Source organism: Dyadobacter sp. CECT 9275 (genome assembly GCF_907164905.1).
GTDB classification, from domain to species: Bacteria; Bacteroidota; Bacteroidia; order Cytophagales; family Spirosomataceae; genus Dyadobacter; species Dyadobacter helix.
Genome location: NZ_CAJRAF010000002.1, coordinates 681,811 through 706,162, shown reverse-complemented (window position 1 = coordinate 706,162; position 24,352 = coordinate 681,811). Strand labels below are relative to the sequence as shown.

Here is a 24,352-nt window from a genome sequence, read left to right as displayed (position 1 = left end):
TGCTGTCGTCGGTCTCGTCAGGCAGTTATCCGTTCGCCTCATGAAATTTTCTCTGTCACTTTTCTGTATAACCTTCGGACTGCTGGCTTCGGTATATGCGCAACCGGGAGTGCAGCAGGTGTCACTGAACAGGTATGTGGAGTTTTTGAACCACTCGGTTGAGGTGGTGTCCAACCGTTTTCAGATGGTGCGGGGTTACCAGGCTGATGCGGCGCTGTACCGGAAAAGGGCAGATTTTCTGCTCCGGTTGCCTTCCTCCGGGCCTCTGGAGGAATATTATTATCAGAAAGCGCTGGAAGGAAAAGGTATTGCGGCCGCGGAAAAGCAGCAGTTGAATGCCGGTGCTGCGGGAATATGGGCGTTGCTGAATCAGCTGGATGAGACCTGCAAAACGTTGGAAACCTATGTTCATCTGAAAACGTACCGGGAAGATAACCTGAAGCAGTCAGACATTCATATTGAAGCAATAAAGGCTCAGTTGAAACTTTTCAGTCAGAAAAAGACCGATTTTTATCAGCAGATTCAGCAGGTATCCCAGCACTATCAGCCGTATCTTGCTTCGGATCCGTATCAGAAAACGGCAAAAATGATGGAGCGCGTTCTGCTGATTCAAAAACAGTTGCTGGATTCCCTTCCGTATTATCTCAATGAGGACAATCGTTCGGAATGGCCTGTGGGTATGGTACAGCGGAGTATGCTGGCAGACGAAAAACTTTTGGCCGAGCTGACTGCCGATCCAAAAATTGCTTACCCGGCCTCTAGTATGATACCCTCTTTCAAATCGGCGCTTGCAGCTTTGCAAACGCTGAAACGGTATGCCGTGGATGACCATAACTATGCGGCAAGGCAGTCGGCAAAACATGGGAATGAGGTGTACCTTGCGTTCATAAATCAATACAACAATGACCTGCTGGCTAATTATAAGTCTTTCGTGGATTACAGTCCGTTGGCCGGACATTTGCTGCATGCAGTCGCTTTCAGTCCGGTTTTTGCAACAGAATCGGCGCGCGTTCAGCAGGCAGCGGTATCTGTGGAGCCGTTTAAGGATATACCGCTTCGGTCATTCAGCGTCAAGCGGGCCGATGCTCCGGCAACTCCGGCAACCCTGCAGACCCTTAATCAGTATGTGGACTTTATCAATGAGTCGTTGCGGCAAATGCATTTATTGCAGATGCTGGTCCGTAACTATCAGAGCACCGCAGAGTACTACCGGGATCCCACCCGCAGCAAATCCCGCGCTGGCCTGTCTTATTCGCACGATGATTTCAAAGTCCCTGTTTCTCTTTATCAGCTGTTGCTGAGCACTAGCGCTTCGCTACCGCAGTCCTATCGTGTGGCGGTTGTGAGCCAGGCGGAAGTGCTGCTGAATATACTCAAAGAAATGGATGGTTTGAGTATCAGTCTGATCGCTTACACCTCTGAAAAGCGTTACCTGGAGGATCAGCTGCTCTATTCGGATAAGGTACTGGACCGGTATGTTTATCTGTTTGATACTTTCGATCAGAAAAAGGAACAGCTTTATAACGACCTACGGCGTATTCATGAAAGTTATCCGAATGTGAATCCGACAGCGTCGTGGTATGTGGCAGGGGCCGCTTTACAGCAAACTATGGATAACGACAGGGAGGTTTTGTTCGGTATCAAATCTTATTTAAAAGGAAGCGCGGCGCTGTTACCGGAAACTGCGCGGCTGGAAGCCGGTGCCAGGCAACTGATTGCCGATGAATACCGGAATCTGAAAGGATTGCAGCGGCTGGGGCGCAGCAACGGCCTGTGTCCGTACTCGCCCTACGAAGATCTGGCAGGTAATTCTGCCCGGTTTGCGGAAATGGCGCAGCAGGTAAAAGCCGTTTCGTCTGGTACGGTAACGCATCCCTACGAATCGTTTTATTATTTTTATAATAATCAGCTTGTTTATCAATACAATAAGTTTGTAGAGCTGGCAAACGCAGGTCTCCTGATGGCGGTTCGTCAGCCTGATGTTTTCGCCTTTCGCCGGATTCCGACGAAACCAGCGGAGCGTCCAGGATCCGATACCAAACCTGTAATCAATGAACGGGTGAGTTCAGAAACTGCGGGTGATGTGCGTAAGGCGGAAAACTCCACTGAGGGAAAAAAGAGCTCCGCGCCACAGCCTGTCAGCACCACCCTGACAAAGGCCCGTAGGGACACCGTTTATGTGGAGCGCGTCAGGGTAGATACCGTGTATGTGGATAGGCAGGCCGGGCTGCCAGGTACCGGCAGGTCACTGGAAGGTTTTGCGCCGAATAACATGGTCTTGCTGCTCGACGTATCCGCTTCTATGGAATCTCCGTTTAAAATGCCGTTGTTGAAGCGGTCCATCAAATCGCTGCTGACGTTGCTCCGGCCTGAGGATCAGATTTCCATTGTGGTATATTCGGGAAAAGCGCGGGTTGTACTGAAACCAACCTCCGGGTCGAAAGCAGCAGAGATTGCCCGTATGATCGATCTGCTTCATTCATCCGGCGATACCGACGGCAATGAAGGACTTCGACTTGCGTATAAAACGGCCAACAAGCAGTATATCCGGGGAGGGAATAACCGGATTGTTCTTGCTACGGATGGCGAATTTCCCGTCAGCGAGGAAGTACTGCGCATGGTGGGCGAAAACGCACGGCAGGATCTTTATCTGAGCGTATTTACTTTTGGGAGGAACCAGCATACAGGCCAGAAACTCAGAAAACTGGGGCAGCTTGGCCAGGGTACCTATGCACATGTAACGGAAGAAAGTGCAGACCTTCAGTTGATTCTGGAGGCGCAGGGCAAAAGACAGCTTTCGAAATAGGCTTTTAATGCACAGATAAGAGATCCTATGAGCTGGGGCAATCAAAGGCTGCTCAGTGCGCGGTGTGGCAGTGTTTCTGAAACTTAAGCTGATCGGAGCGAGGGTATATGAACGCGAAGATTTCGAAGAGGCCATTGCGCTTGCGGTAAGCGGAAATATTCCGGTTTCGGCACTGATCACGCTGGCTTCTCCGCTTGAAAAAGGTCAGGAAGGTTTTGAAACGATCGGTTGCAACCCGGCCAGTATGAAATATTTGCTGGAATGCTGACCTGCGGTTTTAGCTATTCCTAATTTTTTAGAAATTCTACGAAGGATTTTTCTATTCGATACCTTATAAATTTAGTGCGATCAATTGGGATTTACGATCTCTCCTGGAAAATGAGAAGTCTTTTTCGATACTTTTTTTGCTTTACTGATTGATTCTTAAAATTCAGTTAATCAGAAAGTTAACTTCTAATATTTGGCTTCTTCGTAGCCCTTCCCATGCATTCCTGGTTCCCCGGCTTTCAAAACTTTGGACATTTATAGAATTTTCTCTATCTTTTGCAAACGGCAAGGTTTTTTGATAATACCTGACGTCCATGCTTATTTTATGATTATAAAGAAAGAATTTAGTATTAAAAAATTGCAATCATAATTATTTTATACTAGGTTTGTTTTAATCCATAGTATTAGTTCTACCTTCCATATTAAATAGAGCTTTGTGTTTCTACAATCGATTTCTACATTTTACAGAAGGTTTCTCGGGGTATTTTGTCCCCGGTTCCTGGGTAATCAATCGCATTTGTGAGTGAAAATCCGGGTAAAAGGAACTCTGAGATATGGGAATTCTATTGTATAAAAAATTAGTTCGATAGTGCATATTATCTGGCTTTTTATCCTATACGCTAACTTTAATTTGTATGGCCCTAGCCAATATTTCCCGGCTGTTGAGTAAAAGATCCGTCTTTAACAATGACGTTTTAAACGAAATCCAAAATCTTTCAAAGTTAAGCTATAATCTATCCTTAATTGAAAATTCCGGGCAGGCCGCTTTTCCGGCAGTTCAGCACATGACCGACACCAAAGTGGAAAGCACTGTGGCTGCCGATATTTTACAGAAAATCGAGTTGGAGCAGGAGAGTTTGCGTAAACTTCAGGAACGTTTTTCAAAGAAGGACATTACAATAGCGGTTTTGGGGCGCGCCAGGCATGGGAAAAGTACTATCCTGCAGAGCTTGTCGGGACTGGATTCCAGTGTGATTCCGGGCGGAAGCGGATTGCGTGGCACAGCAAGCGTCAGCCATGTAACCAATACGGATCAGGATCAGGTGCATGTTACCGTGCAGTTTTATAATCGGGAAGATTTTTTTTCTACTACCATCCTGCCCTATTTCAATAGTCTGGGACTGACGCCGGTTCCTAAAAATCTGGCAGAGTTTGAGGTATCACCACTGCCGTTTTTTCAGCAGAATGGTAATGCCATGGCCAATGCCCGATACCAGAAATTGCGGGAATATCGGGACAACATCTCTCAATACAACTATCTCCTGACCGGAGTTTCCAGACAGGTAGAGCCTGGGGAAATATATGAATATGTTACGCAGTATGCGGAAAACAAGCAGTCGGCCTACAAATACCTGATGGCGACTTATAAGTATCTTGCTGTGAGGCAGATAGAAATTTCCTGCCGTTTTCCTTCACCCAATTTGGGGAAGCTTACCCTGATTGATGTACCGGGAGTGGGGGATCTGGGACTGATTCATGAAGAAAACAGGATCAGTGCGCTGATGGGCAAGGCGGACCTTTTTCTTTTTGTGAGAAAGCCGGATCCACTGGGAGATGACTGGTCGCAGGTTGACCTGGATTTGTACAACCTGTTTATGAGCGCCAACCAGCAGGCAGATCCGTTGTTTCACGTCAGGAACAGCACGTTTTTGGTACTGAACAATCTGAACATCGGTTCTGATGTAAGCAATTTGGACCGGTGCACTGCTATGCAGGCGGGAATGACTGGTCAGGGAATGGAATTCTCGGAGGTCAGTATTATGGACTGCAGTGACAAAAATGATGTGACCGAAAAAATCCTTGGAGAAAGTACTTCTTCCTTTATTAATAAGATCAGCCAATTGGATGAGCAGATCATGCAGCGCTCCAAGGACAGCATATTTAAGCTTTCGAACCAGATCCAAAAACTACTTTCGAATATGGAGCCTAAAAAGCTTCCCGAAGGAAATTTTAGTTTGTATGACTTCAAGGATATATTTAACAACCTATGGGCCGTTCAGACCAATTCTTTTGAGGATTTACTGAAGCGAAAATATTCGTTATGTAATGAGCCTAATAAGGCGGTTTACGATCATTTTGAGCACACACGGGATCATGTGAAAAGCCTTCTGAACAAATTAACAGAGACGGATATCAAGCTAAGCCGGAATGCGGTGGGGTCCTACAACAAGGCGTATGAGAATTTTCTGAATGAATACAAGTCTCACATTACCAATGAGTTTTTAAAACTGGACAAGATATTATTCGAAGTTTTGAAAGACATCAAAAATGAGGTGTATGATATCCTGAAAAACGAAGGCCAGTTGTCTTACATGAACAACCTGCCGGGGTCGTTTGATGCCGTGTTGATTGATGAAATCAGTGGTATATCAAATCTCAGGAATCCGGTTACCTCTTTTGCTAATTTCCAGTTGTCCTACCTTGGGTTTCTGCATTTCAAGATTCGGGAATACCTTAATATATTGACACCGGATTATCTTGAAATACGCTTGTCGCGCCAGGATACCGACGCGGATATTTTAAATTACATCCGGCATTCGGTAGAAGCTTGCCTGTACCAGATCCAAAAGGAATTTTCGATTTGGTCCAAAGATATCAACAAAATATCTTTCTCCCTGTTGGAAGAATTTCTCAATCAGATTTTCAGGTCTAATCATGCCAAGGATAACTGGGAAATTTTCTATCAGTTGAATTCTGATAAAATCTGGCCTGAGAAATACGGTAAAGTTGCCGACAAGCAAACCGAGATTAAAAACATTACGCTTCCCATAAACAATACCAAGGAGTTGTCCAACGCCTTGAACCGGGCAACCGCCTGATTTTACCAGCAATTGTTTAGACTTCCTTTAGCAACACGGCGTAGTTCATACTTCGCTGCTGTTGTTATGCATCCCTGCCTGTGCATATTCTTCCAGAAAACCAGAACCCTAAAATTTTGGAAGTATCTTCTGTAAAGTTAATTCTCTTGATATCAAGTTAATTCTATATTTTTTTGTATTTTGTGTAGAACTATATTATATTGTACTCTTGTAAGTTGTTGAGGAACTCGAAGAGTTGAAGTAGTTAATTGCATTGTAGAAACTATTAAATTGTTTGTAGTATCTATTCTAAGTACTTGATTGTGTCACTGTTTGTAATTTAGCGGGTAATTGTTGGATTTAACGTCAAATTCATCGTTTTGGCTGCATATAGCCAGTTTTTACCTGTTTGAAAACGACGGTTTGGATAAATGTCGGTTGATATTGATAAATTTTGAACGATAACAGCATACAAAATTTATTAATGGTTTTTTAGCAGATTTCTTTGTTTTGAAGATCGCACAACGGTAAAACAATTTAGAGCTGGGCAAATTTTTATAATGCTTTTCTTTTTCTTTTTTACTGTAAAAACGAGCCTCCATTGCAACGGTTTTCTTGGATTGCATTCATGTACCGGAAGTGATATAAAAGTGCGAAAACCTGTTCGCTGGGTAGAGTTTAAGTTATGCAGAACCATCTACACTGAAATGATCAAAATATGATGCTAGTTATTTACCAGATGAAAGTTGTGGGATATGTTTGAAGATATACCAGAGGTTTCCGAGCGTTATGAGCAGCGCTTATCTTATCATACAAATGAACTTACCCAAATAGCTCCATTGGGGCCATGGTGCTCCATTTCTCAGCGTAATGGTCTGAACGCTCCGCTGCTGGGGTCTTCCACACATTTGTTTTTGGAAGGCCAGCTTACCCGATTTCCGGATGTAAACCAATTTCTTGGCAGGATACACAGTCTTTTACCGGACGACAGGTATTTAGCTTTTCACGCCATTACATCCGAAAACAAAAAGAACATTCTTCGCAGGAGGTACGTGTCGTGGGGTTTTAAAATTTATTACCTTTTTTATTTTTTGGGAAGAAGGGTGCTGCCCAAGCTTTATGGAGTGAGGTGGGTGAGCAAAAAGCTGAGTATTCCTATTGATATGTCCAAGTCGGAAATCATGGGCCGGCTTATTTATAATGGTTTTCAGATTGTGGAGATACGGGAAAGTTCTGACAATACCCTTTTTATTGCACAGCCCGATCCCGCCTATGAGCCGAACGAGGCCAGAAAGGATTCCAATGAGGGAATTTTGTTCACTATGCGGCGGTTGGGGAAAAATGCAAGGCCGATGACCATATACAAGTTCCGGTCCATGCATCCGTATTCAGAATTTGTACAGGCCTATTTGCACCGGTCTAACGGGCTGGATGCCGAGGGTAAATTCAAGAATGATTTCAGGGTAAGCACAGGGGGGAAATTTATCCGGAAATACTGGATTGATGAAATCCCCATGATTTATAACCTCTTAAGGGGGGACATCAAGCTGATTGGCGTAAGGCCAATCAGTGAACACTATTTCAGCCTCTATCCCGAAGAAATGCGCAGCATGAGGTCAAGGCACAAGCCTGGGCTGTTGCCTCCTTTTTATGCCGATTTACCCAATAGTTTTGAAGAGATAGTGGAGTCCGAGCGCAGATACCTGGAAGCTTATGAGAAGGCCCCGCTTCAAACAGAAGTCTCCTATTTCTTCAAAATTCTCAGAAATATTTTTATCAACAAGGCAAGGAGCAAATGACATTGTAGTGGTGGCCCGTGGCTGTGCCGTATGATAGATCGTACCGATATTCCCTAAATATAAAATCCTATTCCCTCCCTTATGAACTTAGCGCCATTGATTGATGACACCATCCAAATGGTTGATCTGACAGGTCAATATCAACGTATCAAACCTGAAATTGACGCGGCCATCCAGGATTGTATTGATCAGGCAATATTTATAAAAGGTGGCAAAGTAACACAGTTTGAAAACCAACTGGCCCAGTACCTGGATATTGAACAGGTAATTTCTTGTGGAAATGGGACGGATGCTATCCAGCTGGCCTTTATGGCCCTGGGACTCAAGCCAGGAGATGAGGTGATTGTTCCGGCATTCACCTATGCAGCAGCGGCAGAAGTGATAGCACTGCTGGGCCTTGTTCCGGTGCTTGTTGACGTGGATCCCCTTACTTTTAATATGACTGCTGCGTCCGTAGAAGGTGCTATTACCCCAAAAACCAGGGCGGTTGTTCCGGTGCATTTATTCGGGCAATGTGCTGATATGGAAAATATTCTTAATTTGTGCAGCTCCCGGGAGCTGTATATTATTGAAGACAACGCCCAGTCTCTTGGTGCGCAATATACTTTTAAAGCCGGTAAGGTAGTGTCGGCGGGTGGCCTGGGGCACCTGGGCATCACCTCCTTTTTCCCTTCCAAAAATCTGGGCTGTTTTGGTGATGGCGGTGCTGTATATACCAACCATCCCGCATTAGGTGCAAGGGTGCGGATGATCGCAAATCATGGGCAGGAGGTGAAATACCGGCATGATGTGATCGGGATAAATTCCCGGTTGGATACGATTCAGGCTGTAATTCTGCTGGAAAAGCTGAAGTTCCTCAATAGTTATATCAATGCTCGTCAGCAGGCTGCTTCCTGGTACGACGCTGCTTTCCAAGACGTTGCTGAAATTGAAATTCCCGGAAGAACGTCGTATTCTACGCATGTTTTTCATCAGTATACCCTGAAAGTCCCTGCTCACCAACGGGATGGGTTGAAAGCCTTCCTGCAGCAAAGAAATATTCCGAGCATGGTATATTATCCGATTTCCCTTGCCCGTCAGAAAGCATATCAGGGGGTGAGCCGAGTGGTGGGAGATCTTAATGTAACGGAAGAGCTATGTCAGCAGGTACTGTCGCTGCCCATGCATACCGAGCTTAAGCCATTGCAATTGGAATTCATTACAGATAGTGTAAGAACTTTTTTCGAAATGGCCCGGTGAGCCATTGGTGAATGATTTAATCAAGTAGGAGTGATTTAAAATATGAAAGCCGCATATATACACCCAAGTGCCATTGTTGATGAAGGCTGTGTGATTGGAGAGGGAACCAGAATATGGCATTTTTCCCATCTTATGCCGGGTTGTATCATCGGGCAGAATTGTAATCTGGGGCAGAATGTAGTGATATCACCAGATGTGATATTGGGCAATAATGTCAAAGTGCAAAACAATGTGTCCATCTACACCGGGGTCATTTGTGATGACGACGTATTCCTGGGCCCTTCCATGGTTTTTACAAATGTCATAAATCCGCGCAGTGCAATTAACCGGCGCGAACAATTTCGAAAAACACACGTAGGAAAGGGAGCGAGTATCGGAGCCAACGCCACCATTGTGTGCGGAAATGATATTGGTGCCTATGCCTTTATTGGGGCAGGCGCGGTGGTTACCAAAACAGCGCTTCCCTATGCGTTGGTAGTGGGGAATCCGGCGCGGCAGATTGGCTGGGTAAGCGAATACGGACATCGGCTTCATTTTGACAAAGAGGGGCGTGCCGTTTGTCCGGAAAGTAAAGAGGCCTATGAATTGGTGGATGGAACGGTGAGGAAACAGATGGTTAGTAATGCTTGCTAAGCAAGACAATTAGGTACAGATATGAAAAAATTTGCTCTTATTGGGGCTGCTGGTTACATTGCGCCGCGCCATCTGCGCGCTATCAAAGAAACAGGTAACACGCTGGTTGCAGCCTTAGATACTTTTGACAGCGTTGGAATTATAGATAGTTTCTTCCCCAAAGCGGCGTTTTTTGTTGAATTCGAAAGGTTTGACAGACACGTTGAAAAGCTGCGACGACTGGAGCAACAAATTGATTTTGTAAGTATTTGTAGCCCAAACTATCTGCACGACGCCCATATCCGCTTCGGTTTAAGGAATCATGCCAGTGTTATCTGCGAAAAACCGCTGGTACTCAATCCCTGGAATATTGATGCACTGTTGGATATTCAACGAGAAAGTAACCAGCGGGCGTTTTCTATTTTACAGCTGAGGTTACATCCCAGTATCATAGCACTTAAGAAAAAAGTCGAACGTAGCCCGCCTGCCGAAGTATTTGATGTAGACCTGACCTACATCACCTCAAGGGGCAACTGGTATTATACCTCATGGAAAGGTGACATAACCAAGTCTGGAGGCATTGCGACAAACATAGGTGTGCATTTTTATGATATGCTGGCCTGGGTTTTTGGTGAGGTGAAAACGAACGTAGTACACCAGCATACACACGACCGGGCCGCGGGATACCTGGAGTTTGCAAAGGCCCGGGTAAGGTGGTTTCTGTCTATCAGCAACCAGACCCTTCCGGCTCACATCAGCGAGAAGGGGCAGACAACCTACCGTTCTATTACGCTGGATGGAGAAGAGATTGAATTCAGTGATGGTTTTATGGATTTGCATACGGCCAGCTATCAGCATATTCTTGCAGGAAATGGTTTCGGGATAGAAGAGGCCCGTACGTCAATAGAAATTGTACACGCGATCCGTACAGCGAAAATTTCACCGCTGCTCGGTGATTATCACCCTTTAGTAAAACTGCCTCTTACCAAACATCCCTTTCTGCGAAGCCAGCCTGTTTTGAAAGTGGAGGATATCGTTTAAAATCTGCCTGGACGGATAGGAATAAACCAGTGTTCCGTTCTTTAATGTTTCAACGATTTCAAGGAATACATAACGATTACGAATATTTGTACAAAAGAAAATGAACGAGGAATCCCTTCCCTGGCGCGTGGTACAAACCCGGTCCAGGTCCGAAAAAAAGACGGCTGCCTACATACAGGCAATGGGTGTGAAACTATATCTGCCACTGCAGAAGAGAAAAAAGCAGTGGAGCGACCGCACCAAAGTTGTAGAAGAACCCTTGTTTCCAGGTTATTTATTTGCTCAGTTTGAAGAAGGGCAACGGTATCCTGTGCTTAATACACCAGGTGTAGTGCGCATAGTATCCTTTGGGGGAGAGTACGCCTCCATTCCGGATGCACAAATTGATGCGTTGCAGAACTTTTCTTATCTTGACAATGAAGTACTTGTGGTAAACAACGAATTGTTGTCGGGCCAGGAAGTACTGATTGCATCAGGGCCTTTCAAAAATCTTTCAGGGCGTTTGGTTCGCCATAATGGAAAAGGGAAGTTATTGATTGAGTTTGTGGCCTTAGGGCAGGGGCTTTTGGTAGAATTGGATCGAACTAAATTGATATTACGTTAATCGTAGTTGTAGAAATTGCGGTTCAATATTTTGTAGCATAAATTAATATATTTTATCCTTTCATAGGGATCGATTAAGTATATTTGACAGTAATCCTGCTATAAAACAGTACAGACAACTTCCAAAAAAGGATCATCTGCTGATTGTGAAAATAGCTGATTTTTAGCATTTGATCTAAATTATTGATTATTAAACGCTTACATAAATGATCATGTGAGTGAAAGGGCGAAGCTGTATCTGCCGCTCTGGAAGGCCGATCTTCCGGTAGCATTTGATCTGAATGGTTAGCCCGCACTAGAATTATTTCGATGACCCTCAAAGAACCTGAATACGCCCATTCTATAACTCCCCAGGATAGCTTATTTGACCTTCGTTTACAGGAAATCTGGCGCTACCGTGATCTTCTTTTCCTTTTCGTCAGAAGAGATTTTGTGGCCAAGTATAAACAAACCATCCTGGGGCCGGTATGGTTTTTCATCCAGCCCATTTTTCAAACGGCGGTACTGGCCATTGTATTTAGTGGCATGGCAGAGTTGTCGACAGACAACGTTCCGCCCATTCTATTTTACCTTGCTGGCATTACAGCCTGGAATTACTTTTCCAACTGCCTTCGCGCCACCTCCAATACTTTTACAGCCAACGCTTCGCTGTTTGGGAAGGTGTATTTCCCAAGGGCGGTAACTCCCTTGTCCATCGTGATCAGCAATCTGATCCAGTTTGGGATCGGAATGTTTCTCTTCCTGATACTGTATGTTTCTTTTACGCTAAGTGGTTATGCACTACATCCTAACCTGGTTTTATTATTAATGCCGGTCCTCATCGGCATTATGGGTTTTATGGGACTCGGAATAGGAATGCTGGTTTCCGCAATGACCACCCGCTATCGGGACCTGCAGTATCTGGTTGAATTTGGCGTGCAGTTACTCATGTATGCAACCCCCGTTATTATACCACTGTCAGCCGTTCCAGCAAAATACAAACCCATCATGCTGGCCAACCCCATGACGGGTATTATAGAAACCTTTAAATACGGCTTTTTCGGCACAGGTACATTTTCATGGCCTCTATTGGCCTACTCAGCCGGATTTACGATTGTGGTGTTCCTGCTCGGGTTGGCTGTATTCAATAAAACGGAGAAAAATTTTATGGACACGGTGTAGTATATTTTATGGAGAAATACTATCAGGAATGTCGTGCTCCCAAATTTTGTATCATTTGGAACCGGAGAATCCAGTAACAAGCTCAAAAAGTGGGATAATATATTTGCCTGGGTTGAATGGGTTCCGGGCAATTGCTGCAGTGTCTGTTCTGGTATCGCATATTCTGCAGTCAGAATTCTCTGGGCCTATATTAAATATCGGGTTTAGATTACCCCTGGGTGAATTTGGTGTAACATTGTTTTTTGTGATTAGTGGCTTTCTGATTACTTACTTGTTGCTACGTGAACGAGAAATTGGAGAGATTTCTATATCCTGGTTCTATTTTAGAAGAGTATTACGCATTTGGCCCCTGTATTATAGCTATATATTTATTTGGCTGATTGTTTGGATGTTTCAGGGAGATAATAAATTCGGGTTTTCCCGATCGATTTATTGGTATATATTCTTCTCTGCAAATATTCCCTTTATCTTTCATCAATCTATTTTGGTGATAGGGCACCTTTGGAGCATTGGGGTGGAGGAGCAATTTTATATTTTTTGGCCATGGGTGGTGAAATTTTCTCGAAATAAACTGTTCGTCTATTCATGGTTTTTTTTTCTTTCTTTTTTTATTCTTAAAATTCTTTTTTGGTATTTCCTGGGTAAGGAATCTTTTTCTTATAGGGCCCTAAGTGTCACACGGTTTCACTGCCTTGTTGTCGGAGCCATCGGAGCATTTCACTATAATGGTTTTTTAGTAATTGTGGTCTCTTGGATAAGTAATAGAATTACTCAAATAGCTGCATGGTCATTGTTCTTTTTAATTGGATTGGGGTTTATCCGTATTTCCGCTCCTATTGCTCATGAATTTTTTGCATTTATATCCTTGGTTCTGATCATCGGTCAAATTACGGCTCGAAACAGAATTATTAACTTGGAAAATAGTGTATTTAATTTTATTGGAAAGATCTCCTATGGTATATATGTTATTCATCCACTTATTATATTATTAATTACACCTTTACTTAAAGGTGTAAAAATGGGAAATGTATTTCTATGGTCGTTAATCTATTGTTTAGGTATCTCAATTGTAACTATTGTTTTAGCATATCTGTCATTTAGATACCTGGAAAGACCATTTTTGATATATAAATTAAGATTTTCGAAAGTATTGAGTTCCAATGTAAATGGTACAAACAATGACGTGCTGTTAAGGAATGGTTTTACCCGATGAATAATAAGATATCTCAATTACAAATATTGTTGAATATCAGTAGGGATTAAGAAAATGCAGCCCATTATAAAAGTAGAGAACCTGTCCAAGCAATACCGTCTGGGTACAATTGGAACGGGAACAATGAAAGAAGATGCTCAGCGGTGGTGGCACCTGATACGGGGCAAGGAGGATCCTTACCTTAAAATTGGTGAAACCAACGATCGGAGTACCAAAGGCAACAGTGATTATGTATGGGCTTTAAAAGACATCAATTTTGAAGTAATGCCTGGTGAAGTATTGGGTATTATTGGTAAAAACGGAGCTGGTAAGTCCACTTTATTAAAAATTCTTTCCAAAGTAACAGGACCCACCACGGGCAGTATTTCGTACAATGGACGGATTGGCAGTCTGCTGGAAGTTGGTACCGGCTTTCACCCCGACCTGACAGGCCGTGAAAATATCTTTCTGAACGGTGCCATTCTGGGTATGACCAAACGGGAAATCCGCTCCAAACTGGACGAAATCATCGATTTTTCGGGCTGTGAACGTTACATCGATACCCCAGTAAAACGCTATTCAAGCGGAATGACCGTTCGGCTTGGTTTCGCCGTAGCAGCGCATCTGGATCCTGAGATCCTGATAGTGGATGAAGTACTGGCCGTTGGCGATGCTGAATTTCAAAAGAAGGCCATCGGGAAAATGCAGGATGTGAGCAAGAACGAGGGGAGGACGGTGTTATTTGTGAGCCATAATATGACGGCGGTTGAAGCATTGTGTGGAAAGGCGTTAATTTTAAGAGATGGTATTATTGAAAGAGAAGGCAGTACAACAGAAATCATTACAGATTACCTTAAAATTTATTCTGTTGAAAATAGATTTGTAAAAAGCAGTGATACGGATCGAATAGTTGGCAACCAAAATATCAGAATCGTCTCTGCTTCGGTGGATAATGCATCGTCTGCTAATGGTGTCCGTGAAATTATTGATACAAGCAATGAAATTGATATTTGTTTTACCATTGTCAATTTAACAAAAGAAGACGCCATATCGGTTGGTTTTGATTTGATAACTCAAAAAGGAACAGTTGTATTTGGTTCAGGAGGAATCTTTGAATGCACTGTCAATAAGGAAATAGCTTTAAAGTGTCGAATACCTGGTAACTTTCTGAATGATGAGGTTTACCATATCCATTCGTATTTTCACACTAGTACAATGGTGAATTTATATTCGAATACCGAATTATTGACCTTTGAAATAAAAGATACAAGGAGGATCTCGGGCTATTTGCTTAAGATAAATGGTTTAATCAGGCCGCAGTTAGAATGGAGTATTTTGGCATGAATAAAAACATTGTTATCACACAATCCAACTATATACCCTGGAAGGGTTTTTTCGATTCTATTGCATTAGCGGATGAATTTGTTGTTTATGACGACATGCAATATACAAAGCGCGATTGGAGGAATAGAAATCTAATAAAAACGCCTCAGGGACTTAGATGGATTACTATACCGGTCGAAGTCAAAGGAAAGTACAATCAAAAAATTAATGAAACAAAAATTTCAGACAGGAGGTGGAATAAGGTGCATTGGAGTACTCTTAAACAAAACTATTGTAAGGCAAAATGTTATAATGATAGTAGGGAATTTGTTGAGCATTTGTATATGACTGTTAATTCCGACTATTTGACAGAGGTAAATTTACATTTTATAACCAATATCTGTAAATTTTTGGGAATTGATACAAATATCAGACTGTCAAGTGAATTTATACTAAAGCAGGAACGATCGGAGCGGTTATTGGATATTTGCTTAAAATTAGATGGAACAGATTATTACTCCGGTCCTGCGGCGAAATCTTATATTAATGAAAAAATATTTGTAGACGCAGGAGTAAGAGTTCATTATTTCGATTATTCTTCTTATAAACATTATGAGCAATTATATCCTCCTTTCGAACACGGCGTGAGTATTCTGGATCTGATTTTCAATGTGGGAAACCAATCAATTAATTACTTGAAAGCAAAAAGTGGAGGAGATAGTTGATAGTATAAATAGATATTACAGTGAAAAAATTGTATTGCATGGTGCTACTCCCAAGGGTGTCGACTGGAATTCTGTTGAATCTCAGGAATTGAGGTACAAAATTCTTTCAAAAGTAATAAATGATCCTTATGAGAAGTTCTCAGTTTTGGATTATGGATGTGGTTTCGGAGGGTTATATAATTATTATAGAGAGATGTACACTGAATTTACTTATACCGGTTTCGATATTTCAAGTGAAATGATTCATGCAGCTTTAAACATAAACCCGGTAAGTGAAGGAATTGTATGGACAAATGAAAAGCCAGTACTGCCGCATGAATACGTTGTATGTAGCGGTATTTTTAATGTTAAGCTGGATAATAATGAAAAGGAATGGTGTAAGTATATTATTGATACTCTGGAGATTATAAATAATTTATCAATTAAGGGATTTTCTTTTAATATTCTCACAAAGTATTCAGATAGGGAGTATATGAAAGATTATTTGTTTTATGCTGATCCAATGTTTTTTTTTGATTATTGTAAAAAACACTTCTCTCGAAATGTTGCACTCTTGCATGACTATGACTTATATGAATTTACACTATTGATTAGAAAGTAGATGGAAAAATTCGAAATTGTTATATTTGGGAATGGCGATATTGCTCAGCTTGCTAGCTATTATTTTGAAACTGACTCAAATTATAAGGTAGTGGGTTTTACTGTTGACCGAGATTATATCAATGACGATAAGTTTGAAGGTAAACCTTTGGTCGCATTTGATGAAGTTGCAAGTATTTATCCTCCGGATAAATTTGGAATGTTTATAGCCATTAGCTACGCAAACTTAAACAAGTTACGTTCGCAAAAGTATCATGAAGCAAAGAATAAGGGATATGAATTAGTTTCTTATGTAAGTTCGGAAAGTACTTATAAATCACAGTATATGTGCGGAGATAACTGTTTTATTCTTGAAGATAATACCATTCAACCTTTTGTAAAGATTGGTAGCAATGTTACCTTGTGGAGTGGAAATCACATAGGTCATCATTCCATTATTAAGGATCACAACTTTATAAGTTCTCATGTAGTTATATCGGGTCATTGTGTCATTTCTCCATATTGTTTTATTGGTGTAAACGCAACGTTACACAACAATGTGGAAATAGGAACGGAAAACTTAATTGCGGCAGGAGCGATTATCTCAAAATCAAGCGCTGAGCAATCCGTTTGGGTACCGTCGAAATCTATTTTGTTAAGTAAAAAGAGCAATTTGATAAAATTGTAGAGTGTGAAAGACCAGGATAAAAGACAAACTATGGATCATAAATTTTTTCAATTTCGCCTTGAGGAGTTTTATTATATGGGATTTACTGTAATTGAAGATGTTTTGACTAATGATGTAATTATTAATTTAAGAAATGAGGTTGAGCGTATTTACTTACGACAAGAAAAGGAATTTACTTCTGATCGTTTAAAGCTTATAAATGAGCAATATGTTTGTCGAGCGTTGTTAAGCGAGTCTGAGGCGTATCTTAAACTGGCATCAAATGAATTTATTATTAGTTTTGTAAAAGCGATTTTAGGCGATTACTTTATTTTGCACCTCCAGAATGGAATAATAAATATGCCCGGTGAGTACCATCATCAAAGTAACTGGCATTGAGATTTACCATATCAAAATTGGACTAGCTCGGAACCGTTGGGGTGTAACGCATTTTATTGCTTGGATACCTTTAATAGTGAAACGGGAGCAACATTTTTACTTCCTTTTTCCCATAGAGTGTCTAAAATTCCATCAACTGAATTTGTAGAGAAATATTCAATTCAAATTAACGCTGCCCCGGGTTCAGTTATATTATTTGATAGTATGTTATTTCACAGAGCTGGTTATAATACTTCCCAACAAGTGCGTAGAGGAATCAATCATGTCTATACAAAGGCTATTATCCGTCAGCAAATTGATTTTCCAGATTTACTAGGGGGACGGTATAGTGAGGATAAGTTTCTTAATATGCTACTTGGCTATGGTTCTCCGTCGGTTAAAAGTGTAGAGGATTTTCGTACCCGGAGATGGAATAAAATAGGATCCAAATGAAATGGACAAAAATCGGTCAAATTTATCAGGTTACTAGTAACTATCCGGAGACTATATCTCATGCGTCCAACCCGGTTGCCTTACATCTTAGAGGAGACATTTATCGAATTTTTTATAATGGGAGAAATGTACATAATAAGTCGTCAATCTCTTTTGTAGATTTTGATATTGTTCAAAATGTAATTTTAAGAGATCATCAGAGACCTGTTTTTACGTTTGGTAGTGATTCTAGTTTTTATTCTCATGGGATAAGTTTAGGTAATTTTTGGAAGCTTGGGGATTTAAGTCTGTTGTCCGTTATGTCATGGCGGTTTGAGGATTCAGAATACTGGAATGGCCAGATTGGCCTTCTTAGACTAGTTAATAGAAGTAATTTGGTTTTGTATTTGAACAAGCCGTTGGTCACGAACGACGATCAGGATGATATAAGTTTATCCTATCCATTTGTTATATATGATTCCGGAGTTTACAAAATGTGGTATGGATCAACGATCAGTTGGTCATCGGAAAATGGCGAAATGATACATGTCATTAAATATGCAATTTCCTCCAATGGAATGGACTGGGTTAAAATGGGTATTGCTATTCCTTATGAGATTGGAACGGCACAGGCCTTTTCAAGACCATGTGTATTGGTTGATAAATATGGGTATCATATGTGGTATTCATATAGGAGCGGGACTGGATTAAAGTACAGGATTGGTTATGCTTATAGTTTGGACGGTTTAAATTGGAAAAGAGAACATTCTCTGGTCGGCATAGATATTTCGGCGTCGGGCTGGGATTCTGAAATGATTTGCTATCCATTTGTTTTTAATCATAATGAACATAGATATATGCTCTATAATGGAAATGAATTTGGAAGAACAGGTTTTGGTTTAGCCATAATGGAAAATGAAACACATCGGGTTCAATAAGCCTTTTTTTACCGGTAAAGAGACCCAATACATATATGAGGCTGTACAATCTGGTAAAATTTCCGGAAATGGAATGTTTACTCAACGGTGTCAGATCTTTTTTGAGAATAGGTATGGTTTTAAAAAGTGTTTGCTTACTACTTCTTGTACGGATGCTTTGGAAATGTCGGCAATGCTAGCCGGTATTAGGCCAGGGGATGAAGTAATTATCCCAAGTTTTACCTTTGTCTCTACCGCTCTTGCTTTTGTCCGGCAAGGAGCTTCGGTTATTTTTGCGGATTCTTATACAGACAATCCGAACATAGATGCAGGAGCCATCGAATTCCTGATCACTAATAGAACTAAAGCTATTGTTGCAGTTCATTATGCTGGTGTGGCCTGTGATATGGATGTGATAATGAAATTGGCCGATCAGTACGGGTTATTGGTTATTGAGGATGCAGCACAAGCGATTGACAGTTTTTATACTGGTGCAAACGGGGTCACAAGAGCTCTCGGAAGTATAGGTCACTTGGCGGCCTTCTCATTCCATGAAACTAAGAACATTATTAGTGGTGAAGGTGGGATGTTGGCCATCAATGATGACCGGTTTTTGGAGAGAGCGGAAATAATCTGGGAAAAGGGGACAAACCGTTCCCAGTTTTTTCGAGGGGAAATAAATAAGTACAGTTGGATTGATATCGGCAGTTCTTTTCTACCCTCAGAGATAACTGCTGCTTTTTTATATGCTCAAATAGAAAATCTAGATTTCATCCAGGACAGGCGTAAACATTTATGGAATAGATATTATGAGAATCTAATCCGGTATTCTGAGAATCTTAATTTACCGATATTACCTGACTACGCTACTAACAATGGACATATATTTTATCTGGTTCTAAATGATAGTGAAAGTAGGACAAAACTAATTAATAAACTTCGAGACGATAATGTAGACGCGGTGTTTCATTATATTTCCTTGCACTCTTCAACTTACTATGCGCCAAGGTATTTTGGTGGTCCCTTGTTAAATTCAGACAAATTTTCTAATTGTCTTTTAAGGTTACCAATGTATTTTGAACTTGAAGACGACGATATTAAACGAGTGTGTAGTATAATAATCAGCACTCATGAATAACAAATTTCTTTTTGTGGTATCGGAATTTTTTCCGGCTGGCGCGCAACGCCAAATGTATGAGCTGGATTTGGAATTTAAAAAGCGAAAAATTAATATAGAAATTTTATCACTATTACCCCTCAACAGTCATCCCTATTTTCCAGATTTCTTCTATAAAGTCCATTTACAGCTAGGAACAAAAGTTCGATTTATAAGTAGCTATAGGGCTAATAATTTGTTAAAAAAAATGCAAGTAAGAATGGGTCTTGACAATAAAGATACTCTGAAGGCTTACTTCGAGGAATTCAGATCTGTCTTCTTTATGGGTGAATATGTTTTTCACTCCCTTCAGGAAAGAGTTAAAACCTTTAATATTGAACGATATAATATATTCATAATGTGTTCTCGTTTCCAGGGAGAATATTATCGAGTTATAGACAAAGGTTTCAAATATAACTTTATTTCAGGATTTGATACGGATGAACAGGTTGCTTATGAATTTGAGGGCTATTCCCAATATCGTCATACTTATTTACCTCTATTATTGAAACCAACTCTGGATTATAAAACTTGGAAATTTAAAAATATAGATTCGGAAAAGAAAATAGGGATTTTTACAAGACTTAGCAAAGATAAACCGCTGGATCCCTTTTTTTATGTATTTAAATTACTCTTGGAATTGAATGTTAAGGTACAATTACATATTTTTGGAGCGGGAGTTGTTGAAGAGGCTGGCTATGATCGATATATCAATACGCTTGGTATAAAGGGTTCAGTTTTGTTTAGGGGACATCAGGAAGATATCAAGGAAACGATAAATAAAGAGCAATTGGACTTGATTTGGTTTCAGGGTTATCTAAACAGACCCGCCGGTTACGCAGGGTTTGACGCATGCCTTACAGGAACCCCTCAATTGTTTTGGGATTTTTATGATGGTAATAATTCTGATATTAATAATTTGGATAGCGTATATCCTCATTTTAAGCACATAGGAAATTTTTTGAATGCGTCGTTAAAAGTTCTTAACGACAAAAATTATGCTGAGACTTTGGCTCAGCGGCAATTTTCTGATGTTTTTAATAATAGGAATATGAGTTTCGGATTTGAAAATATCAAGTATTTGTTTACTTAAATGTTCAAGCCATACCGATTTTATATAATCGCTGTCAAAATAATCGAATTAGTATTTGTTATTGCACTATTGAGGAATATTAATTATGGATGATAAGATTCATGTAGCTTGTACTATTGATTCCAGCTATATTCAACATTGTTGTGTAATGCTCACTTCCCTTTTTCAAAATAATAAAATATTTAATTTCCACATTCATCTTATAACAGATCAAGAAAGTAGAAGTAAGTTTTTTGAAATTGAGAGAATTGTAGTGCGATATGGCTCTACTTTTTCTCATTATGCAGTTGATCAGAACTTGTTAAGCAATGTACCGGTGAATGGGCACGTATCAATTGTGACCTATTATAGGATTTTGATTCCTTTAATATTGGATTACAAAATACCAAAGGTTCTTTTTTTGGACTCGGATGTTATAATAAGGACTAATATTCTGGCGTTATGGTGCAAATCTGTTACTGACTTTCACATTGCAGCGGCCAAAGATTTTGCGTCCGAGGAACATAAGAAATTACTTAATATACCTGGCGGTTACCCTTATTTTAATGCAGGTGTCTTGTTGATGAATCTTACCAGATGGCGTAATGATAACATTTCGGCTAAAATTTTACAGTATATTTCAGATAATCATGAGAAGATTGTTTTCTGGGATCAAGATGCTCTTAATGCGATTCTTTATAAGTCTTGTAAGATATTTTCTCCGTTGTGGAATTTGACTCATGGTTTTTTTTTACCAAGTGCTACGGTGCTTGGCTATTCTGATGTTCAGTTGAAATTTTTTACCACGTATCCTTTTATAGTCCATTTTACCGGGAGTAACAAGCCGTGGTACCATTACAACGAGCATACATACAAAAAGGATTATTTTTTTTATTTGAGTCAAACACCATACAAATATTTTACCCCAATAGGAAAGCCATTTCGTACCCGAACATTGGGAGATAAAATTATTTATATATTGCGTAGACTTCACTTCATTAAATGAGTGTGCTTGCAATCTTTATTTTGAGAGATTTGATTCGAGCAGTTTAACCTATGTCTGATACGTGTGATTTTTTTGACACACCGATCCTTTTTATTGTGTTTAACAGGATAGAGGAGACCAAAATTGTTTTTGAAAGAATTCGTCGCTGTAAACCGATTAATTTTTTTATTGCCGCTGACGGGCACAGGATAGATAGAGATGGAGAAAGGGAGCTATGCGAAGCTGTTCGTAATTGGATACTAAGTAATATAGACTGGGAATGTACTGTTAAAACTATGTTTAATGACCAGAATCTGGGTTGTGGAAGAGGGCCTTCCCAGGCAATTTCGTGGTTTTTTACCCATGTTTCGGAGGGAATAATTATTGAGGATGATTGTGCGCCAAATGACTCATTTTTTGTTTTTTGCAGCGATATGTTGAAAAGGTATCGATTAGATGACAGAGTTTCTGCAATTTCTGGAAATAATTTTCAGCCCTTACAACCCATGGATATAAGGGAGAATTACTATTTTTCTGTTTTCCCATCCAGCTGGGGCTGGGCCACATGGCGGAGAGCATGGCTGGGGTTTGATTTTGGAATTGGAAATTGGAATGATTTAAATAGGAGGACTATTTTGGGCTTTTTATTTAATGAGCTCCCTTATCAAGTTTGGTGGAAGAACCAGTTTGAATGGATGTATTATAACCAACCCCAGGATATGTGGGATTTTCAGTTTCATTTTCTTAGTATGAGTAGAAGACAATTGGCTATTATTCCAACTGTTAATTTGGTATCGAACATAGGCCATGGCAGTAATGGAACTCATTTTCGGGACGACACCAGTCTCCTTGCTAATATTCCTACAGTTGAAATTGAGTTTCCGTTGGAACATCCAGATCTAATGAGACGAAATTATAAGGCAGACGTATACGTTCAGAGGTTACTCTTTGGAGAGGTGGAGCAGGTCGGTATTTTAAGGAGGTTGAAGCGTTTTGTAAAACGTATGATTTCTTACAAAGTATAGTGTTACAGTTATCACTGATTACTATTAATCTCAACAATAAGGAAGGGTTGTTACAAACCATTCGAAGCGTATTGCAACAGTCCTTTGAGAGTTTTGAATATATAATTATTGACGGAGGTTCAACTGATGGCAGTCTGGATATAATTCGGGAAAACTCAGCCTTTATTAATTACTGGACTTCGGAGCCGGACAATGGTATTTACCACGCAATGAATAAAGGTATAAATGTTGCTAAGGGTAAATATTGCCTCTTTCTTAATTCTGGCGACTGGTTGTCCGGGCCCGAAATACTGAGGAGAGCTCTTGCAGACCAGTCAGACGCAGATATTATATCAGGAGATATTTATTTTTATGACAATGTAAAGCAGGCTATAAAATGGCTGGTTCCTTCACCTGACCAGGTAACCGCGAAAACGTTATTTCTGGGAACACTTCCCCATCAGGCAACATTTATCAAAAGAAGTCTATTTGATACTATTGGCCTTTATAATGAACAATTAAGGATTACTTCTGACTGGTTGTTCTTTTTGGAAGCTTTGTTTGTGTTTAATTGTACATATCTGCACTATACAGGCGTAATAGCATATTTCAATATGGATGGGATTAGCTGCGATCCCCGCACAGAACTATTGAGGAAACAGGAACAATTACGTATCCTTCAACAAAAATACCCTTTGTTCCTCCCTGACTATGAATTGCTGAACAGACTTGAAAATCAGACCTTTGAATGGTTGGAAAGCAGGGAATTCAGGGTGTATAAATCTTTGGAGAATATGGGAGTTATAAGATTTGGTGTTTTCTGCCAGCGAATAACAAGAGCTATTCAAAGGAAATTGCATTTGACAATCAATAGATGAAAAGATTTGTAAAGCGTATCATGCAACGGTTTGGTTATGATATCCTGCACCTGCCAACAGATCCAAGTGTACGTCAACAACTGGATCTGCTGAGAAAATACAATATAAATTTAGTATTTGATATCGGAGCCAACACGGGTCAATATGGTCAACGACTAAGAAAAATGGGTTTTGATGGGCAAATTGTTTCATTTGAACCTTTACCAGATGCATTTTTGAAATTAAAATCTCATGCAGACAATGATCCTGCCTGGTCGGTAGTGCCAATTGCGATAGGTAATTTTATTGGAGAATCTCAACTTAACGTGTCTCAAAATTCGTATAGCAGCTCTATACTTGACATACTTCCAACTCATTTGGAAAGTGCCCCGGAATCTAAATATTTACATAAAATTAATGTTCCTGTAAAAACCATTGACTCTCTCATTGATCAGTACTACAACGAGCTCAGCCGGTTGTACATTAAGATTGATACTCAAGGTTTTGAAAAACAGGTTTTCGATGGAAGTTTGCAATCATTACATAAGATATCCGGATTTCAACTTGAATTGTCTCTATTGCCGCTTTACGAAGGAGAAACCCTTATGTATGAAATGATTTATTTACTGAGGGAATATGGATTTAAGCTGATGCTTGTAGAAGGTGGGCACCGTAACTATGAAACCGGGGAACTGCTTCAGATGGAGGGCATATTTTACAGAGGTTGATACTGGTAGGT

23 protein-coding genes are annotated in these 24,352 nt (G+C 40.5%); all 23 read left to right on the top strand.

The annotated features are described in order from the left end of the window. The first annotated feature begins 40 nt into the window (after positions 1 to 40). The 23 genes from KOE27_RS11095 (at position 41) to KOE27_RS10985 (ending at position 24,341) form a co-directional block, all read left to right on the top strand. On the top strand, positions 41 to 2,806 hold the full coding sequence (locus KOE27_RS11095) for a vWA domain-containing protein (RefSeq protein WP_215238951.1): 2,766 nt from the start codon (positions 41 to 43) through the stop codon (positions 2,804 to 2,806). Positions 2,807 to 2,870: 64 nt separating this feature from the next. After that, positions 2,871 to 3,074: a hypothetical protein gene (locus KOE27_RS11090; RefSeq protein ID WP_215238950.1), complete on the top strand. Its 204-nt coding sequence runs from the start codon at positions 2,871 to 2,873 to the stop codon at positions 3,072 to 3,074. A 634-nt stretch (positions 3,075 to 3,708) separates the two neighbouring features. Further along, positions 3,709 to 5,892, top strand: a complete 2,184-nt coding sequence (locus tag KOE27_RS11085) for a GTPase family protein (RefSeq protein WP_215238949.1) — start codon at positions 3,709 to 3,711, stop codon at positions 5,890 to 5,892. Between the two features lie 734 nt (positions 5,893 to 6,626). After that, positions 6,627 to 7,670, top strand: coding sequence for a sugar transferase (locus KOE27_RS11080; protein WP_215238948.1), 1,044 nt, complete (start codon positions 6,627 to 6,629; stop codon positions 7,668 to 7,670). Positions 7,671 to 7,751: 81 nt separating this feature from the next. Further along, positions 7,752 to 8,909, top strand: a complete 1,158-nt coding sequence (locus KOE27_RS11075) for a DegT/DnrJ/EryC1/StrS family aminotransferase (protein WP_229252738.1) — start codon at positions 7,752 to 7,754, stop codon at positions 8,907 to 8,909. Between the two features lie 42 nt (positions 8,910 to 8,951). Next, positions 8,952 to 9,542 (top strand): acyltransferase, encoded by a 591-nt coding sequence (locus KOE27_RS11070; protein WP_215238947.1) that lies wholly within the window; start codon positions 8,952 to 8,954, stop codon positions 9,540 to 9,542. Between the two features lie 21 nt (positions 9,543 to 9,563). Next, positions 9,564 to 10,562, top strand: a complete 999-nt coding sequence (locus KOE27_RS11065) for a Gfo/Idh/MocA family protein (protein WP_215238946.1) — start codon at positions 9,564 to 9,566, stop codon at positions 10,560 to 10,562. Between the two features lie 100 nt (positions 10,563 to 10,662). Continuing rightward, the gene (gene nusG / locus KOE27_RS11060) at positions 10,663 to 11,166 is read left to right on the top strand and encodes a transcription termination/antitermination protein NusG (RefSeq protein ID WP_215238945.1); all 504 of its coding nucleotides are present in this window, start codon (positions 10,663 to 10,665) and stop codon (positions 11,164 to 11,166) included. A gap of 308 nt (positions 11,167 to 11,474) precedes the next feature. After that, on the top strand, positions 11,475 to 12,326 hold the full coding sequence (locus KOE27_RS11055) for an ABC transporter permease (protein WP_215238944.1): 852 nt from the start codon (positions 11,475 to 11,477) through the stop codon (positions 12,324 to 12,326). A 55-nt stretch (positions 12,327 to 12,381) separates the two neighbouring features. Beyond that, positions 12,382 to 13,539: an acyltransferase family protein gene (locus KOE27_RS11050; protein ID WP_215238943.1), complete on the top strand. Its 1,158-nt coding sequence runs from the start codon at positions 12,382 to 12,384 to the stop codon at positions 13,537 to 13,539. Between the two features lie 54 nt (positions 13,540 to 13,593). Further along, complete coding sequence (locus KOE27_RS11045) at positions 13,594 to 14,862, top strand: ABC transporter ATP-binding protein (protein ID WP_215238942.1); 1,269 nt, start codon at positions 13,594 to 13,596, stop codon at positions 14,860 to 14,862. Next, positions 14,859 to 15,566, top strand: coding sequence for a WbqC family protein (locus KOE27_RS11040; protein WP_215238941.1), 708 nt, complete (start codon positions 14,859 to 14,861; stop codon positions 15,564 to 15,566). Before KOE27_RS11045 ends, KOE27_RS11040 begins: the two co-directional genes overlap by 4 nt. Next, positions 15,550 to 16,167, top strand: a complete 618-nt coding sequence (locus KOE27_RS11035) for a class I SAM-dependent methyltransferase (protein WP_215238940.1) — start codon at positions 15,550 to 15,552, stop codon at positions 16,165 to 16,167. The genes KOE27_RS11040 and KOE27_RS11035 overlap by 17 nt, the downstream gene beginning before the upstream one ends. Then, positions 16,168 to 16,833, top strand: coding sequence for an acetyltransferase (locus tag KOE27_RS11030; protein ID WP_215238939.1), 666 nt, complete (start codon positions 16,168 to 16,170; stop codon positions 16,831 to 16,833). It begins immediately after the preceding gene. A 3-nt stretch (positions 16,834 to 16,836) separates the two neighbouring features. Beyond that, positions 16,837 to 17,211 (top strand): hypothetical protein, encoded by a 375-nt coding sequence (locus KOE27_RS11025; RefSeq protein ID WP_215238938.1) that lies wholly within the window; start codon positions 16,837 to 16,839, stop codon positions 17,209 to 17,211. A gap of 36 nt (positions 17,212 to 17,247) precedes the next feature. After that, positions 17,248 to 17,643, top strand: a complete 396-nt coding sequence (locus KOE27_RS11020; protein ID WP_255573745.1) for a phytanoyl-CoA dioxygenase family protein — start codon at positions 17,248 to 17,250, stop codon at positions 17,641 to 17,643. Then, the gene (locus KOE27_RS11015) at positions 17,640 to 18,560 is read left to right on the top strand and encodes a glycoside hydrolase family protein (RefSeq protein ID WP_215238936.1); all 921 of its coding nucleotides are present in this window, start codon (positions 17,640 to 17,642) and stop codon (positions 18,558 to 18,560) included. Before KOE27_RS11020 ends, KOE27_RS11015 begins: the two co-directional genes overlap by 4 nt. Beyond that, positions 18,538 to 19,677 carry a dTDP-4-amino-4,6-dideoxygalactose transaminase gene (gene rffA / locus KOE27_RS11010; RefSeq protein ID WP_215238935.1) on the top strand — a complete coding sequence of 380 codons (1,140 nt, stop codon included), beginning with the start codon at positions 18,538 to 18,540 and terminating at the stop codon, positions 19,675 to 19,677. Before KOE27_RS11015 ends, rffA begins: the two co-directional genes overlap by 23 nt. Then, complete coding sequence (locus KOE27_RS11005) at positions 19,670 to 20,788, top strand: glycosyltransferase family protein (RefSeq protein WP_215238934.1); 1,119 nt, start codon at positions 19,670 to 19,672, stop codon at positions 20,786 to 20,788. Before rffA ends, KOE27_RS11005 begins: the two co-directional genes overlap by 8 nt. Positions 20,789 to 20,873: 85 nt before the next feature. Further along, positions 20,874 to 21,773, top strand: coding sequence for a glycosyltransferase family 8 protein (locus KOE27_RS11000; RefSeq protein WP_215238933.1), 900 nt, complete (start codon positions 20,874 to 20,876; stop codon positions 21,771 to 21,773). A 50-nt stretch (positions 21,774 to 21,823) separates the two neighbouring features. Further along, the gene (locus tag KOE27_RS10995; protein ID WP_215238932.1) at positions 21,824 to 22,777 is read left to right on the top strand and encodes a nucleotide-diphospho-sugar transferase; all 954 of its coding nucleotides are present in this window, start codon (positions 21,824 to 21,826) and stop codon (positions 22,775 to 22,777) included. Then, on the top strand, positions 22,777 to 23,634 hold the full coding sequence (locus KOE27_RS10990; protein ID WP_255573744.1) for a glycosyltransferase family 2 protein: 858 nt from the start codon (positions 22,777 to 22,779) through the stop codon (positions 23,632 to 23,634). The genes KOE27_RS10995 and KOE27_RS10990 overlap by 1 nt, the downstream gene beginning before the upstream one ends. Next, on the top strand, positions 23,631 to 24,341 hold the full coding sequence (locus tag KOE27_RS10985) for an FkbM family methyltransferase (protein WP_215238930.1): 711 nt from the start codon (positions 23,631 to 23,633) through the stop codon (positions 24,339 to 24,341). The genes KOE27_RS10990 and KOE27_RS10985 overlap by 4 nt, the downstream gene beginning before the upstream one ends. Positions 24,342 to 24,352 lie beyond the last annotated feature (11 nt).

Excerpts from the sequence above, each read along its gene's own strand:
- KOE27_RS11040 (WP_215238941.1), top strand. The coding sequence starts at position 14,859 with ATGAATAAAAACATTGTTATCACACAATCCAACTATATACCCTGGAAG.
- KOE27_RS10995 (WP_215238932.1), top strand. The coding sequence starts at position 21,824 with ATGTCTGATACGTGTGATTTTTTTGACACACCGATCCTTTTTATTGTG.
- KOE27_RS11080 (WP_215238948.1), top strand. The coding sequence starts at position 6,627 with ATGTTTGAAGATATACCAGAGGTTTCCGAGCGTTATGAGCAGCGCTTA.
- KOE27_RS11070 (WP_215238947.1), top strand. The coding sequence starts at position 8,952 with ATGAAAGCCGCATATATACACCCAAGTGCCATTGTTGATGAAGGCTGT.
- KOE27_RS11015 (WP_215238936.1), top strand. The coding sequence starts at position 17,640 with ATGAAATGGACAAAAATCGGTCAAATTTATCAGGTTACTAGTAACTAT.
- rffA (WP_215238935.1), top strand. The coding sequence starts at position 18,538 with ATGAAACACATCGGGTTCAATAAGCCTTTTTTTACCGGTAAAGAGACC.
- KOE27_RS11045 (WP_215238942.1), top strand. The coding sequence starts at position 13,594 with ATGCAGCCCATTATAAAAGTAGAGAACCTGTCCAAGCAATACCGTCTG.
- KOE27_RS11030 (WP_215238939.1), top strand. The coding sequence starts at position 16,168 with ATGGAAAAATTCGAAATTGTTATATTTGGGAATGGCGATATTGCTCAG.
- KOE27_RS11055 (WP_215238944.1), top strand. The coding sequence starts at position 11,475 with ATGACCCTCAAAGAACCTGAATACGCCCATTCTATAACTCCCCAGGAT.
- KOE27_RS11005 (WP_215238934.1), top strand. The coding sequence starts at position 19,670 with ATGAATAACAAATTTCTTTTTGTGGTATCGGAATTTTTTCCGGCTGGC.
- KOE27_RS11000 (WP_215238933.1), top strand. The coding sequence starts at position 20,874 with ATGGATGATAAGATTCATGTAGCTTGTACTATTGATTCCAGCTATATT.
- KOE27_RS10985 (WP_215238930.1), top strand. The coding sequence starts at position 23,631 with ATGAAAAGATTTGTAAAGCGTATCATGCAACGGTTTGGTTATGATATC.
- KOE27_RS11085 (WP_215238949.1), top strand. The coding sequence starts at position 3,709 with ATGGCCCTAGCCAATATTTCCCGGCTGTTGAGTAAAAGATCCGTCTTT.
- nusG (WP_215238945.1), top strand. The coding sequence starts at position 10,663 with ATGAACGAGGAATCCCTTCCCTGGCGCGTGGTACAAACCCGGTCCAGG.
- KOE27_RS11065 (WP_215238946.1), top strand. The coding sequence starts at position 9,564 with ATGAAAAAATTTGCTCTTATTGGGGCTGCTGGTTACATTGCGCCGCGC.
- KOE27_RS11095 (WP_215238951.1), top strand. The coding sequence starts at position 41 with ATGAAATTTTCTCTGTCACTTTTCTGTATAACCTTCGGACTGCTGGCT.
- KOE27_RS11075 (WP_229252738.1), top strand. The coding sequence starts at position 7,752 with ATGAACTTAGCGCCATTGATTGATGACACCATCCAAATGGTTGATCTG.